The 14,320-nt window shown below is 60.8% G+C and carries 11 protein-coding genes and 1 rRNA gene; 3 read left to right on the top strand and 9 right to left on the bottom strand.

The window, feature by feature from the left end; genetic code table 11:
- The 4 genes from BLS57_RS17945 to BLS57_RS17935 form a co-directional block, all read right to left on the bottom strand.
- Nucleotides 1-63, bottom strand: a 16S ribosomal RNA gene (locus tag BLS57_RS17945); the annotation flags it as partial.
- 709 nt (nucleotides 64-772) lie between these two features.
- On the bottom strand, nucleotides 773-919 hold the full coding sequence (locus BLS57_RS19805) for a hypothetical protein (RefSeq protein ID WP_167356466.1): 147 nt from the start codon (nucleotides 917-919) through the stop codon (nucleotides 773-775).
- Between the two features lie 28 nt (nucleotides 920-947).
- Nucleotides 948-2,138, bottom strand: a complete 1,191-nt coding sequence (locus BLS57_RS17940) for a zinc-dependent alcohol dehydrogenase (protein ID WP_093744028.1) — start codon at nucleotides 2,136-2,138, stop codon at nucleotides 948-950.
- Nucleotides 2,139-2,148: 10 nt separating this feature from the next.
- Entirely contained in the window at nucleotides 2,149-2,838 is a 690-nt protein-coding gene (locus BLS57_RS17935; protein ID WP_093744027.1) for an SRPBCC family protein, read from the bottom strand.
- A 236-nt stretch (nucleotides 2,839-3,074) separates the two neighbouring features.
- Here BLS57_RS17935 and BLS57_RS17930 point away from each other — a divergent pair, with 236 nt between their 5' ends.
- A complete protein-coding gene (locus tag BLS57_RS17930; RefSeq protein ID WP_093744026.1) occupies nucleotides 3,075-4,871 on the top strand; it encodes a sensor histidine kinase in 1,797 nt (598 codons plus the stop codon).
- Between the two features lie 30 nt (nucleotides 4,872-4,901).
- Here the strand turns inward: BLS57_RS17930 and BLS57_RS17925 are convergent, their stop codons facing one another.
- From BLS57_RS17925 to BLS57_RS17915, 3 genes are all read right to left on the bottom strand, one after another.
- The gene (locus BLS57_RS17925) at nucleotides 4,902-5,609 is read right to left on the bottom strand and encodes an SDR family oxidoreductase (protein WP_093744025.1); all 708 of its coding nucleotides are present in this window, start codon (nucleotides 5,607-5,609) and stop codon (nucleotides 4,902-4,904) included.
- A gap of 86 nt (nucleotides 5,610-5,695) precedes the next feature.
- On the bottom strand, nucleotides 5,696-7,957 hold the full coding sequence (locus tag BLS57_RS17920) for a TRAP transporter permease (RefSeq protein ID WP_093744024.1): 2,262 nt from the start codon (nucleotides 7,955-7,957) through the stop codon (nucleotides 5,696-5,698).
- A gap of 83 nt (nucleotides 7,958-8,040) precedes the next feature.
- On the bottom strand, nucleotides 8,041-9,021 hold the full coding sequence (locus tag BLS57_RS17915; protein ID WP_093744023.1) for a TAXI family TRAP transporter solute-binding subunit: 981 nt from the start codon (nucleotides 9,019-9,021) through the stop codon (nucleotides 8,041-8,043).
- A gap of 220 nt (nucleotides 9,022-9,241) precedes the next feature.
- Between BLS57_RS17915 and BLS57_RS17910 the strand changes: the two genes are divergently transcribed.
- Together BLS57_RS17910 and BLS57_RS17905 are read left to right on the top strand one after the other, a co-directional pair.
- Entirely contained in the window at nucleotides 9,242-10,213 is a 972-nt protein-coding gene (locus BLS57_RS17910) for a L,D-transpeptidase family protein (RefSeq protein WP_167356465.1), read from the top strand.
- A complete protein-coding gene (locus tag BLS57_RS17905; RefSeq protein ID WP_139186666.1) occupies nucleotides 10,210-11,028 on the top strand; it encodes an extensin-like domain-containing protein in 819 nt (272 codons plus the stop codon). Before BLS57_RS17910 ends, BLS57_RS17905 begins: the two co-directional genes overlap by 4 nt.
- A gap of 6 nt (nucleotides 11,029-11,034) precedes the next feature.
- Here the strand turns inward: BLS57_RS17905 and BLS57_RS17900 are convergent, their stop codons facing one another.
- On the bottom strand, nucleotides 11,035-12,078 hold the full coding sequence (locus BLS57_RS17900) for a siderophore-interacting protein (protein ID WP_093744020.1): 1,044 nt from the start codon (nucleotides 12,076-12,078) through the stop codon (nucleotides 11,035-11,037).
- A gap of 62 nt (nucleotides 12,079-12,140) precedes the next feature.
- Nucleotides 12,141-14,237, bottom strand: coding sequence for a TonB-dependent siderophore receptor (locus tag BLS57_RS17895; protein WP_093744033.1), 2,097 nt, complete (start codon nucleotides 14,235-14,237; stop codon nucleotides 12,141-12,143).
- Between the last annotated feature and the right edge of the window lie 83 nt (nucleotides 14,238-14,320).

Here is a 14,320-nt window from a genome sequence, read left to right as displayed (position 1 = left end):
GACTTGCATGTGTTAGGCCTGCCGCCAGCGTTCGTTCTGAGCCAGGATCAAACTCTCAAGTTGAAAAGCTATTGCTAGCTTATCCTTGACGTCGAACCTCTGCACATCGACCTGTATCCCTTACTGAAAGATACAAGCCATTCTCTGTTTGTTGTGCTTCAGCTACAAAGTAGCGAAAGCCGTCCAAACAGTGAAGCTGACACTCTATCATCGGACCTAAGCCCTAAGAGCGCGATATACAGACGTTGATCCATCGAATGAACCAAACCGCCCACATATCTCTTCAGATATCAAATTTTCAAACAGCGTTGAGACAAAAGAAACTGAGATGCGCCCTAACTTTTTGGCGCGCCCCGCCTCTGATACCTCTAAATTTTTATCCGCTTTCCGAACCGTCCGCCTGCGTCTCCGCTGCCGTCCGCCCCGTCTGGCGCCCCGTTGGTGCATCTCTGCGCCGCCGGTAGAGGGGGTTCTAAGGTTAGTGCGCCAAACCCGCAAGCAGAAAATTCAGAAAACTGCGGATTTTTAGGAACCAACATCTAACATGCTGAAATTGCGTGCAAATAGAGTGGTTAAGGAGATCTTTATCCGCCCTCCCGAGGCACGGATAGGCTGATCCGAAGAGGGTTTTCCGGGCCTTAGGTAGATTGCTTGCGCGATTCACCCCTGAATCGGGTGAATCGCGCTCAGTTCCTGTGCGCCTAGCGGCACCGTGGTCCGTTGGGCTCGGTCCGAGCCGGCCCGTTTGCAGTAAGGGGCGAAGAAGTTGCGTTCAGTCGTTCTTCTTAACCTGCTTCTGCGGGTTCTTCGTGTCAAACTCCTCAGGGCTGTGCGCCGCGCCCTCGTGGTCGCCCTGCCCATTGTGGCGTTCACGATGGGGCGGGCGTTTCTCTTTGGCGTGTTCGGGTTCGTTGGGCATCTTTGCCTCCTTTAAATGGCAGCAGCAGTTAACCTGCCGCCGGTTGCATGTTTGGCTTCAGGACCACTTTGGTCCAATCGTTCTGGTTAAAGCGGAAGTTGTGATAGCCGTCGGCAGCTTGCTCCAGCGGCAGGCGGTGGCTGATCATGAACCGCGTGTCTATCTCGCCTTCAGCGATGCGGTGCAGGAGCTCTTTGGTATAGCGCTGCACATGGGTCTGGCCGGTACGGATTTGCAGCCCCTTCTCCATCATCGCTCCCAAGGGAAACTTGTCGAGGAAACCACCGTAAACGCCGGGAACCGATACGCGCCCGCCTTTGCGGCAAGCGAGTATGGCCTCGCGCAATACATGGCCGCCATCCGCGCCGATGCCGACCGCCTGCTTGACGTTGTCCATCATGGTGTCTGGCGCGAAGCCATGGCTTTCCATACCGACCGCGTCGATCACCGCATCGGGGCCGTGGCCGCCCGACATCTCCATCAGCGCTTCCAACACATGGGTTTGGGTATAGTCGATAACTTTCGCCCCCATCTGACGGGCAAGCCTCAGGCGGTTCGGGTAGTGGTCAATCGCGATCACCTGCGCGGCACCCATCTTGAGCGCGCTTTGCACCGCGAAAAGCCCCACGGGACCACAGCCCCAGACGGCAACGGTGTCCCCCTCTTCGATATCGGCGTTTTCGGCGGCCATCCAGCCGGTGGGCAAAATGTCGGAGAGGAATAGGACATCGTCATCGTCAAACCCGTCGGGGATCACAATAGGGCCAACGTCAGAGAACGGCACGCGGACATATTCTGCCTGCCCGCCCGGGTAGCCGCCAGCAAGATGCGAATAGCCGAACAGCCCGCCAACGGCGTGGCCGAATTGCATTTCCGTGAGGTCCTGCTTCTCGGCAGGGTTGGAGTTGTCGCAGGCCGAGAACTGCTGCTTCTTGCAGTGAAAGCATCCGCCGCAAGAGATGGTGAAGGGCACGACGACACGCTGATCTTTTTTTAGCGTGCTCTTCGGTCCGGCTTCAACAACACGGCCCATGAACTCATGGCCCAGAATATCCCCCGACAGCACTCCGGGAATCACGCCATCGTAGAGGTGCAGATCCGAGCCGCAGATCGCGGTCGAGGTGACTTCGATGATCGCGTCACGCGGGTTGACGATTTCGGGGTCAGGTACTGTCTCGACCCGGACGTCGTGCTTGCCCTGCCATGTCAGTGCGCGCATGTCTCTCTCCTCACTTATCGGATTTGCGGTTGGCGGAGGTGGCGATTTCGCCCGTCTCCACCAGCATTTTGAAACGTTTGAGATCCCGGCGACCTTGGAGCGCGGGTTCGGCCTGAAACAGCTTGGCGATCCAGCGGCCCAGCTCTCCGCCCGGTGGATCGTAGGCAATGAGGGCCTCAACCTCTGTGCCCCGGTTGCCCGGCGCGTCGCGGAAAGAGACTTTGCCTTTTGTGTCGATTTGCGAGGTCTGAAGCGAGCGCCATGCGATCTCCTCCCCCGGCTTGTCACTGACCACTTCGGTCTCAATTCGAACGTCGGTTCCCGCAGGGCCTTCGATCATCCAGCGAAAGCGGCCTTTGGCCTCCTCAATAGGCTCGACAGATTTCACATTCTCCATAAAGCCGGAGAGGTTTTTGAAGTTACGCCAGTAGCGGTAGAGGTCATCGCGTGGTCGATCGATCGTCACGGTGCGCCCGACCACGGCATACTCCCCGAAGCGCGACTGTTTGGCGCTGCGTCCCGGCGCGGAATCTGCTGGGCGGTAGCTCAGCCCATCCCGGTCACGCCGGGCAGCATAGAGCGCATAGGCCGAAGCGCCCGCGAGCGCGCCAAGACCGAGACCCCATAATAGAGTGCTCTGCCGTTCTATTGGCTCGGAACGCGCAGCGAAGTCCTGTTCCCTGTCAGAATATAACTTCATTGGGAAAGCTCCTATCTTTGATCGGGATCACGCGGGGTGCTTCCCTTCAAACGCGAACTGCCTGCTGAATGTTCCGGTGTCGTGCGGGCAGAAGAAGGTCGAAAGCGGTACTCCGCCACTCCGACCCGCTGCGTTACAAAACCCGAATTCGGCCACAAACCATCACCGCGACGCCCCAATTGCGCCGCAATGAATTGCTGTTTTGCGGCTATTGAATAAAAGTCGCAGGTTTCGTGATGTTCACGTGTTTTCAGGGGCTCCTCGACGCCCCCATTTATTGGTTCGCCCTAGGCAGTAGTACCCTCGCCGCACTCGTAATGCTCTGGACCCTCTGGTCCCAGCAGTTCCCCGGCAAGCGTTTCTACGTGATAACCTATGTTGGCGTGATCTGGACCCTGCTGATGGTGGGGGCAGATGGCGCTTCGACCAGTGCGACCTGCCAACAGGGCTTTTCAGCCCTGACATGGATCGGCCACGGGCTGGCGCCCATCGCGTGGTGCTTTTTCATTTTCGCCTATGTGGACAATGCCGAAGGATCGCGCCAGCGCGAGAAAGCCGTGGCGCTGACCGTATTGCCGCTGGCGATCTTTGCTTTTGTTGCCACGAACCCCCTGCACCAATTGGTCTACTCCCCGGTTTCCCTGCCCGGTTCCGTGTCGCCACCGCGCTATGAGCATGGGCCGGGCTATTACCTGATCGTCGCGCTGCTCTACCCCTTTGTCGTGGCCACGCTCTATTGCCTACTGCGCGGATACCGCCGGGCGAAGCGCGCGGCTTGGCCGCTGCTAAGCATGCTGATCGCGATCACCTTGATCCCGCTGATGGCGAATGCCTCTTATGTCGTGTTCGGCTTTACCGTTTTCGGCCTGGACCCGACGGCCTTTATGTTCACCCTCGGCGTTGTTGCCTTTTCTTGGCTGGCGATGACGAACAAGACGATGGACATGCCTTCGGTCGGGCAATCGACGCTTTTTGACACGATGAGCGAGCCTGTCGTGCTGCTGGATCGCCAGCGGCGTGTCGTGCGCTCGAACCGGGCGGCCAAGGTCAGCGGGCTGTTGTCTTTGCCGGGTTTCGCCGGGGACATGATTGCGGGCATTGAGATGCTACGACGCCAGCAGGGCAACGATCAGATCCGCAGCCATGGGCGCATCTACGAGCCGCGGGTGCAGGCGGTTGCGAACCCCCTCGCCCCGCATGGGCCCGGCATCGGCTGGAGCATCACCTTTGTTGACGAGACCGACCGGATCGCCGCCACGCAGGCGCTGGAAGAGGCGTTGCAACGGGCGGATGAAGCGAACCGCGCGAAGGACGAGTTTATCTCCATCGTTAGCCATGAATTGCGCACGCCGCTGACCTCGCTCAAGGGCGGATTGGCCTTGGCCTTAAGCGGCAAACTGGGCGCGATGGACGACCCGGTGCGCAGCTCGCTCAACATCGCGAACCGCAACGGGCTGCGCCTGTCGCGGCTGGTGGACAACATCCTGCTGGCGCAGAAGCTCGATGTGCAGGCGCTGGAGCTTGAATGGAAACCGATCGATCTTCATCAACTGCTGAGCGAGAGCCTGGAAGAAAACCGGATGTATGCCGAGGAACGCGGCGTACAATTGATCCTGGGCCAGATGGACCAGCCTGCCGTGATCGTGGGTGATGCCTTTGCGCTGCGGCAGGTGCTCGACAATCTGATCTCCAACGCGATCAAATTCTCAGACCGCGATGGCACGGTCGAGGGGAGCTTAGTGGCAAGTGACGGCAGGTTGCGCCTGTCGATCCGGGACCAAGGGCGCGGCATTCCTGACGGCAGCGAAGACAAGGTCTTTGGCCGCTTCGGTCAGGTGGCCGACGGGGGGCAGAAGTCGACCCAAGGCTCGGGACTTGGCCTCCACATCTCGCGCCAACTCGCGCGCCAGATGGCGGGTGATCTGTTTTACGAAAGCGAAGTTGGGGCCGGGTCGGTGTTTCACGTGGAATTCGGCGTGCAGACTAACAAGGATGCCGCACCAAAGCAGCCTGCGCTGCAAGAGGCGGTGTGACCGCGCCCATTTAGAGCGCGGTCTGATCCCTTACAATTCGATGCGAATGTCGTGGATCCAGAGTTTCGGGGGCCGCGAAAGAACAAAGACCACCACATCGGCCAGATCGTCAGGTTCGGTGAAAATGTGGTTCGGCACGTCCTCGCCCGCTTTGGCGAACATCTCGGTATTGGTGCCGGACTGATACAGCCCGCCCACGCGCACACCGGTCTCGGCCTCATCGGCCTTCAGCACTTCGGTAAAGCCACGCACGCCGTATTTGGTCGCCGTATAAACCGACTGGCCCACCTGAGCGACGACGCCGGATTTCGACACGACGTTGAGCACGATGGATTCGTCGTTTTCGCGCAGCGCTGGCAGCAGCGCCTGTGTCATCTGCATCAGCCCGGTGAGGTTGGTCTGCACCGTGGCCTGCAGCATCTCGGGCGCAATGGTGTCGAGCGGGCCGGCCTTGTGCCAGATGCCCGCGTTGTTGATCACGATGTCGAGGCCGCCGAAACTCTCGAGCACATCTGCTGTGACCGCTGAAATCGCTGCGGGGTCTTGCAGGTCGCAGGTCAGCGGCAGAGCTTCGGGCGCACCGGCCTCTTTGCAAGCCTGCGCCACCGCCTCCAAACGCTCGGCATTGCGGCCCAGAATGGCCAGCCGCGCGCCTGTCGCGGCGAGTTTGAGGCAGATGTGTTTGCCGATGCCATCGCTGCCACCGGTGACGAGAATGCGTTTGTTGGTTAGGTCCATGGGAGTTCTCCTGTGTTGGACGCGGCCCTAGCGGAAAGGCCCGCGTCCTTCAACAAACAACCCCGCGCTGACCGCGCCTTACGCGGTCAGTCGCTGCCTTGCACGGCGATCTGTGCATCCGGCGCGGGGCGGAATTTGTACTGGATCGCATAGAGCGCCGCCGCGATGGCGAGGCCCACGAGATCAGTCAGCAGCCCGCCCGCGATCATGCACAGCGCGCCCAGCACCAGCCCCAACCGGATGAACCAAGCAGCCCCCGATCCGGCAAACCAGCCCTGCATCCCCGAAGACAGCAGATAGACACCAAAGATCGCGGTGGCGCCTGCGCGGATCACCTCGAACCATGTGCCATCCATCAAGATCGCGCCGTTGTAGAAAAACATAAACGGCACGATGAAGGCCGAGATGCCGATCTTGAACGACGCTACCGAGGTCTCCATCGGGTTTGCCCCCGAGATCCCCGCCGCGGCATAACTCGCCAGCGCCACCGGGGGCGTGATGGCCGAAACGACGGCGAAGTAGAAGACAAAGAAGTGTGCCGTCAGCAGTGGAATGCCCAGTTGCACCAAGCCCGGCGCCACCACTGAGGCCGCCACCGCATAAGCCGCCGTGGTCGGCATGCCCATCCCGAGCAGGATCGCGATGCACATGGCAAAGAACAGCGCGAGGAATTGGCTGGCCTCCGCAAGGCCCAGCAGCACCGAGGAGAAACGCGCGCCGACGCCGGTCAGGCTGATAACACCCACGATGATGCCCGCACAGGCGCAGACCGCGATGATCTGGATCGACATGATGCCCGCCAGCTCAAAGGCCTTGATGATGCTGCGCAACCCCATGCGGTAGGGGGTGAGCCAGGACACCACGGCTGCCGCAGCGGTCGCCAGCGTGCCCGCACGGATCACCGAATAACCCATGAAAAGCGCATAGATCAGAATGATGATCGGGATGAACAGGAACACCCGGCGCATCATCTCGCGCAGTTTGGGCAACTCGTCCGAGCGCATGCCGCGCATGCCGAGCTTGGCCGCCTCGAAATCCACCATGAAGTAGATCGAGACGAAATAGAGGATGGCGGGAATGATCGCCGCGATGGCAATATCGGTATAAGGCAGACCCGTGATCTCGGCCATGATGAAGGCCCCTGCCCCCATAATCGGCGGCATGATCTGCCCGCCGGTCGAGGCTGCGGCCTCAACCGCGCCTGCGGTGCGGGCCGGGTAGCCGACCTTTTTCATCAACGGAATGGTTAGCGAGCCTGTCGCCACCACATTGCCCGCCGAGGTGCCGTTGATCATGCCCATCAGGCCCGAAGCAAAGATCGCCACTTTCGCCGGCCCACCACGCGAGCGGCCCGCTGCGGCGAAAGCGAAGTTTACGAAGTAGTCGCCCACTTTGGACGCCTGAAGGAAGGCCGCGAAGACGATGAACAGAATGATATAGGTCGAAGACACCGCCGTGGTGGGCCCAAGGATACCCGCGTCGGTGTAGACTTGACTAAAAAAGCGGGTCCAGGCGATGTTGGGTGCGTTCAGGAAGCCCGGCAGCATGTCCCCGGTAAAGACATAGATCAGGAAGATGCCCGCGATGACAATGAGCGCGAGGCCCGCCACGCGGCGTGTCAGCTCCATGATCAGCGCGGTGCCAGCAACAGCGGCCAGCGAGATGCCGATGGGCGCAAAAGGCGTGCCGGTCGAGTTGCGCATCAAGGTGCCGTAGATGGTGATCAGATAGAGCGCGACCGAGATGCCGCAGAGCGACAGCAGGATGTCTGCGGGCGTGACCTGCCCACGTTCCCGGGTGCGCAGCCAGCCCACCACGATGCCCACGGCGGTGGCAGCCAGCAGCGGCAGACCGTAGTGGTAGATCTCAAGGTTTTTGAACTCAGGGCTCATGCCGTTCCACTGCGCGCCGCCCGCGATCTGGCTGGCGATGCCCCATGCGGTCCACAGGGAATAAAGCGCAGGCAGGATCGCGGCCAAGGCCAGCAGGTCCAGCGGATGCCAGCCCGACGCGCTGTCCTCTTCGGGAAAGCGGCGGGCGGAATAGAGGGTGAAGCCAAGGATCAGCGCGCCCGCGATGTGCACGATGCGGAAGTTCCAAGTCTCCATCGGGAAGGTCGGCAGAAGCGGGATGCGGACCCCGGTCATTTCATAGATCGACATGCCGTTCAGGGCAGCGACATGGAAAAAAGCGTAAATGGCCGAGATGGCGGCCATGACCATATAGCTGCGCCCGGTGAACAGGCGGCGGTTGCTTTCGACAGGTTCGTCATCGACCCCTTCGGCTACGATCGGGCCCTGCGGACCGGCGGTCGTCTCCTGCAGGTTGGTCTTGTGCTCATCTGTCATGGAAGCTCCCTTTCCCGATTGTCGCGCGGGGTCGCGAAACATGCCGCCCCTTTAGGGGCGACATGCGATTTGCGCAAGATGGCTTAGTTGCCGTGGATCATGTCATCCGCGATGTCAGCATCTGCGTTTTCTTTGAACCAAGCGGCAGCACCGGGGTGCCACTTCAGGACTTTGTTCTTGTCCCAGTTCTCGGGCAGGGTGGAACCCGCCGCCTTGTGAATGCCGACCATACGCTCGTTGTCGGACATCACGACGTTCACGACTTCCTTAACAAAGGACTCCGGCAGGTCACAGTTGGCGATGGCGAAGTTCCACATGGAAACCGACCGCGCGCCCTCTTCCAGCGTGGTGTAGGTGCTGGCGTCGATGGTGAACTCGGAGACCGGGAATTCTTCGAGCAGTTTGGCCTGCTCTTCTTCGGTGAACTCAATGATGTTCACATCCGTCTGCACTTCCAACTGGCTAACCGCTGGCACAGGCACGCCCGCCGCGAATGCGATCACGTCCAGCAAACCGTCCTGCAACTGACCGCCCAGATCGGTCCAACCGCCGTTGCGGCGCTCATATTCGACGCCCAGCGTGTCCATCATGCGCGGGAAGTAAGTGTCCGAGGTGGAGCCCGCCGGACCAAAGCCGATCTTGGCGCCCGCCGGAATGTCGCTGACCTTTTCGATGCCCGAAGATGCCAAAGCCGTCACCGAGAAGGGTGTCTGATACATCGGGAACATCGCGCAGGCTTGATCCATTTCCAGACCGGGCGCGATCGGGTTGGTCCCTGCCAGCGATTCCGCCGCCGGGCCCATGGTGGTCATGCCGAAAGCCGCCTCGCCGGTGTGCACCAGCGCCATGTTTTGCATTGGGCCGCCGGTGACTTCGCCGCCGCCGGTCAGGCCCAGTTCTTTGGCCACAAGGTTCGCCCAGCCGGAGCCATAGGCGAAATAGGTGCCGCCTTGGCTGGCGGTGCCGACGGTAAAGCTGCTGGGCCAGTCGGACTTGTCGACGTCCTGAGCAAAAGCAGCACCTGCGAATACAGTGCTGGCAGCGAGGATTGCGGTGAATTTCATATCTCTCTCCCGTGATTAATCTTGGGCGCAGCGACAATGCTGCGCCGTGGCCTTGCGGAGTTACGCATTCATTTAGCGATACTGCAATGTTTTATGGCAAGGGAATTGGCCAATGCAACTGTTAGGCGATGGGTGCCTGCGCGCTTATTGAGCCATCGGAATGCCGTTCGGTTTGTTTTCATCGAAGGGAACGGAAGCTGATCTAGCGTGTTCTATTCACATGAAATATTTTGCACCTGCGACTCTCATCCTCGCTGCCACCCTTGCCCCGGTGGCCCATGCACAGCCCACGCCCAGCACTGTCGAAGACGCCAGCTATGCCGGTGGCCCCCTCCCCGAAGGCCAAAGCGGCATTGCCACGGTAGTGCAGGTTCTGCTCGACCGCGCAGGCATCAGTCCGGGCGTGATCGACGGGTATCGCGGCCCAATGTCGCGCAGTGCGATACGGGCCTTCGAGACGCGCGAAGGATTGGACGCGGACGGCGAGATGGACCAAGCGGTCTGGGACGCCCTCGGCGGACCCGAGCGCGGGACGGTGCTGCAAGACTACCAGATCACCGATGCCGACACGGCGGACCTTTCGGATCCGCTGCCCGATGATTACGCCGAACTCGCGAAATTGGACCGGCTGGCGTTCACCCGGGTGACAGAACGGCTTGCCGAGAAATTCCACATGGATGAAGGCTTTTTGAAAGACCTTAACCCCGAAGCGCAGTTTGTCCCTGGGGAAACAATCACTGTCGCTGCCCCCGGTGAGCGCAAACAGACAAAGGCCAACCGCATTGAGGTTCGCAAAGCGGTCGGGCGCGTGGCCGTCTTTGACGACGCGGGCACGATGATCGCAAATTACCCCGCGACCGTTGGCTCTGACCAGTTGCCCTCTCCGTCGGGTAAGCATGAGGTCACCGCCATCGCGATCGACCCCACCTATGCCTATAAACCGGACGAGAATTTTCAGCAGGGCGACAACAAAGAACCGCTGACCCTCCCACCGGGGCCCAATGGGCCGGTGGGCTCGGTCTGGATCGACCTTAGCAAGCCGACCTATGGCATCCACGGGACCGCCGACCCGGATTCGCTGTTCCAAAGCGTCAGCCATGGCTGTGTGCGGTTGACCAATTGGGACGCGACGGAGCTTGCCCATATGGTGGATTCCGGTGTGCCAGTCGTTTTTGTATCGGACGGGTCTTGAGAACCGTCCTGACTACCGTGCTGGTGCTTTGTATGGCACCCGCTGTCATGGCGCAGGAAAGCGCAGCGCCGAGCACGTCATCGGTGCCGCCCGAGACCTCTTTGCCCCCAGAACCGCGGCCGGAGGGTTTGGGATCGGCGTCCGTAGAGAAGCTACCGGATCCAGGCGAAACCGAACCGGGCGGAACCGTTCCTGAAAACGACGTAACGGTCGTAGATAGTGTGCCGCCCGTTTCCGAGCGCATTGCCGAAGACCCGGAAGCGCTGAAAGAATGCTATAGCGCTTTGCGCGCTCTCGGCACGGCATTCGAAGAAGCTGAAGCGATCACTGACAGCAGTGATGCCGCCTGCGGCATTGAGAAGCCGGTTCGGGTCACAGCATTGCCCGGTAATGTGGAACTGCGCCCGGCGGGGCATATGCGCTGCGAGACCGCCTTGGCCCTGTCCCGTTGGACAAAAGACCACGCCACGCCAGCAGCCGAATACCTGCCCGAACGCGGCCCGCTCGTCGCTATCGAGCACGGCAGCACCTACATCTGCCGCCGACGCAACAACCTGCCAACCGGCGAACTCTCCGAGCACGCTTATGGGAATGCCGTCGATATCATGGGTTTTCAGTTCGAAACCGGCGCGCCGATCGCCGTCGAACCGCGCGAGCGGGACGGGACGATGGCAGAGGCTTTTCAAGATGCCGTGCGCGCGACAGCTTGCCTGAACTTCACTACGGTCCTCGGCCCCGGCTCTGATGCTTCCCATGCGGATCACTTGCACTTGGATGTGAAGAGCCGGAGGAACGACTTTCGGCTGTGCCAGTAGCGTAAACTAGGCCGCTTTGCGCCAATAAGCCGTGCTTAACTGCTGCGATTTGCCAAGGCCGAGCGGCCCTTTGAAATGCTTCCGCAGCCGCTGTGCATTCGCAAACTCACCGGCAAAAAAGCCATATTCAGTGCCGGGTGTCGTCAGTTCCAGCGCTGTATCAAAGACCTGTGCATCAAACACCGCGGGCGGCAGGCAGTGGACCCGCAGATTGGTAGGCGGGAGATAAGCGTCGGGCCGCACAGCGTCCGGCAGCGCGACCACCACATCGCCCACCGCATCTTGCGGCAGTCGCGAGAGCAACTGCGCCACCACCGGCAGCCCAGTGCCATCCGCGGCGATGAAATAAGAGGCTGCCTCAGGCAACGCGCTGATGCCGACTGGCCCCATGGCACCGATTTGCTGACCGTCATGCGCCCCTTGCGCCCAACGGGAGATCAGACCCGCGCCGTGACGTACGATGTCGATGTCGACCTCTTCGCTCTCCGGGCGGATGTTCTTGAGCGTGACATAGCGCGCGTGCAACGCGTCCTCGCCCTTCGGCCAAACGGGCGCCCCGTTGGCCCCCATCACTGGCCAGACCGGCTTGCGGGCCGGATCGCAAGGTAGAACCAGCCGCAGGTGCAGCCCCTGATGGGCGAGCTTGCCGATGTCCGGATAGTGAAGTGTGACGCGCTGCATTCCCTCAAAAAGCACTTTGCTGTTTCGCACAGTCAGCAGGCGGAAGTTGCTCGGAGCGGTGCCGGCTTCCTGCGACAGCCCTTGCCAGCGGATGCCTTCGGCCAGCACAGGATCGAACTCTGCGATGTGATGCACCATACCCTCTTTTGAGAATTGCATCGCGCTTTCGCCCGGTGCTTGCAGGCGCACATCCAGCGCCCCTGTGCGAAGCGCAAATTCTACCCGGTAGCCGTCCTGCTCATACACATGGCCGCCTGCGCCCTTGGCCCGAAAGGCCATGCCGTGGTCGTCCCTAAGGTGCGACAGAATTTGCGCCAGCATATCCTGTGGCGCATCGAGCGGGATGGTGGTCTTGGCTGAGGCAGTCATGGCGAGCTTCCGAGTTGATAAAATGAAAAACGCGGCGCGCGAGGGACGCGCCGCGTCAAGGCTCACCAGTTGTGCGAGAGCTTCACGGTGACTTCACGGCCGGGGCTGTAAAAGTCGGCGTAGGCTCCGCCATAAGCGGTGTGCTTTTCGTCAAAGAGGTTCGTGACATTGGCCGACAGCGCGGTTTGCTCGGTCAGATCATAGGTCACTGCCGCGTCCACCACGACAAAGCTGCCGGTCTCGCCCGTGGCGTTGCTATCGCTGTAGTAATAGCCGCTGTTGAACCGCGCGCCGAGGCCAACGGTCAGATCGCCGCGACCGACGTTCTCCCACGTCCGGCTGGCCCAGACCGAGGCCACATGCTCGGGCACCAGACCGGGGCGGTTGCCGACATTGCCAGAGGTGCCGTTCTCTTTGATCTCGGCATCAAGGTAGCTATAGGCGCCGGTAAAAGTATAGGCGCCCATCTCGGCCTTGGCTTCGAGATCAATCCCGCGCACGCCGATCTCGCCAATGGTTTCGGGCTGGTTGGTGGCAGGGTTGGTCCGCGTGATGTTGAACTTCGACAGGTCGTAGACAGAGGCAGTCAGCAACGCATTTGTGCCCATCGGCTGCCACTTGGTGCCCAGTTCGAACTGCTCGCCCTCTTCCGGTTCAACGCCGGTGCCCGCAGGCACGACCGACTGCGCGTAGTTCCCAAAGATCGAGACATTCGGCGTGATCTTATAGGTCAGTCCGAGGCGGCCTGTGGTCTCGCTGATCTCTCCCGCCTGAACCGTGCCTGCAAGGTTGTTGGTCTCAGTTACATCAATCCAGTCATGGCGTAGTCCGAAAGAGGCGATGAACCGTTCGTTCCAGTTGAACTCTTGCTGCAGATAGACGGCCCGCCCCTCGGTTTCGGTATCGAGGTCGGCATACATCGGCACGCTGGTCGGACGGCCCGTGGGTGTCGGGTTATCAATGTCGACCGAAGGGGCCGCGCCATAGAAACGCTGATCGGACTCGTCGGACCAAGAGAACTCGACCCCCGCCGTTGTGGTGCTGGCCGCGCCGCCGACAAATCCCTCATAGGTCAGGTGCAGGTCTGAGATGAAGCTCTCACTGGTGCCGTCGCTGGCGAAGTAGGCGCGGTCAACGGTGCTGTCGTTGGGCGTGTAGTCGCTGACATAGGCATAGCCGAAATCATCAGCGCTGTCGCTGTAGCGCAGGGTGCCTTCGAAGGTCAGTCCATTGTCGAAATCATGCGCGCCGAGCACCGAGACGGTCGTCCGCTCCGTGCCGCGGTAATTGTAGTCAGGTTCGCCATAGAACACATCGTCGCGGTCATAATCGCCGCCCGAGGGGAAGCCGCCACTTCCGGGCACGGAATCGCGGTTCAGATGGTCCACAATGACCGTGAGTTCCGAAGCATCCGAGGGGCGCCATGTCAGCCCGCCCATGGCAAAGACCTCGTCATTCTCAGCCGTGGGATATTCCAACTCACCATCGCGCAGCAGGCCGGTGAAACGGTAGGACAGCGTGCCTTCTTCATCCAGCGTGTCGCCGAAATCGACGCCGGTTTCCAGGCTGCCGTAGGAGTCCACCGAGGTATAGACAGAGCCGAACCGCTCAGCCCGCGGGCGTTTCGTGACATAGTTGACCGAGCCGCCGGGGTCGGAGGGGCCAAAGGTGGACGACGATGCGCCCTTGATGACTTCGACCCGCTCAAAGGCAAAGGGCTCTTCGCGCACGGCCCCGAAGTTCGGGCCGAGTGTCAGCCCGTCGCGGTAGGTATAGGCCTCAAAGCCGCGCAGGATGAAGTAGTCGAACCGGTCGTCGGCGCCGTAGCTGTCGGTGGTGGCACCGGCGGTGTAGTTCAGCACCTGCTCGACGCTATCAGCCCCGCGCGCTTCGATCTCGCGACTGGTGATGACCGAGACGCTGGCCGGTATATCGAGGATCTCACCTGACAGCTTGCCGCCGCTGCTAAGCTCGCTTGCGACCACGGTCTGCGCATCTGCCGCGCCGGAATTGCGCTCGCTTGCCTCAAGGATCACGTCGTCCAATTGGTAAGCATCTTGCGCGGACAGCGCACCGGGCACTAGCGCTGTGCAGCACAAAAGCGCGGTCTTTAGGGAACCGCGACCAAGGTGACGGGGCGTGAAATGGGTAGAGGACATGGCGGTCTCCATAATAACCTAGTGAATCAGTCGGGAATCACTTACCGCCCATCTTTAGGCAGCGCCAGTATGAATCTTACTAT

Source organism: Sulfitobacter delicatus (assembly GCF_900102535.1).
Taxonomy (GTDB): Bacteria; Pseudomonadota; Alphaproteobacteria; order Rhodobacterales; family Rhodobacteraceae; genus Sulfitobacter; species Sulfitobacter delicatus.
This window is presented reverse-complemented; position numbering and strand designations above follow the sequence as displayed.

Bases quoted from the DNA above. Each gene is read 5' to 3' on its own strand.
- BLS57_RS17940 (WP_093744028.1), bottom strand. From the start codon at position 2,138: ATGCGCGCACTGACATGGCAGGGCAAGCACGACGTCCGGGTCGAGACA.
- BLS57_RS17920 (WP_093744024.1), bottom strand. From the start codon at position 7,957: ATGACAGATGAGCACAAGACCAACCTGCAGGAGACGACCGCCGGTCCG.
- BLS57_RS17910 (WP_167356465.1), top strand. From the start codon at position 9,242: ATGAAATATTTTGCACCTGCGACTCTCATCCTCGCTGCCACCCTTGCC.
- BLS57_RS17935 (WP_093744027.1), bottom strand. From the start codon at position 2,838: ATGAAGTTATATTCTGACAGGGAACAGGACTTCGCTGCGCGTTCCGAG.
- BLS57_RS17900 (WP_093744020.1), bottom strand. From the start codon at position 12,078: ATGACTGCCTCAGCCAAGACCACCATCCCGCTCGATGCGCCACAGGAT.
- BLS57_RS17915 (WP_093744023.1), bottom strand. From the start codon at position 9,021: ATGAAATTCACCGCAATCCTCGCTGCCAGCACTGTATTCGCAGGTGCT.
- BLS57_RS17930 (WP_093744026.1), top strand. From the start codon at position 3,075: ATGTTCACGTGTTTTCAGGGGCTCCTCGACGCCCCCATTTATTGGTTC.
- BLS57_RS19805 (WP_167356466.1), bottom strand. From the start codon at position 919: ATGCCCAACGAACCCGAACACGCCAAAGAGAAACGCCCGCCCCATCGT.
- BLS57_RS17925 (WP_093744025.1), bottom strand. From the start codon at position 5,609: ATGGACCTAACCAACAAACGCATTCTCGTCACCGGTGGCAGCGATGGC.
- BLS57_RS17895 (WP_093744033.1), bottom strand. From the start codon at position 14,237: ATGTCCTCTACCCATTTCACGCCCCGTCACCTTGGTCGCGGTTCCCTA.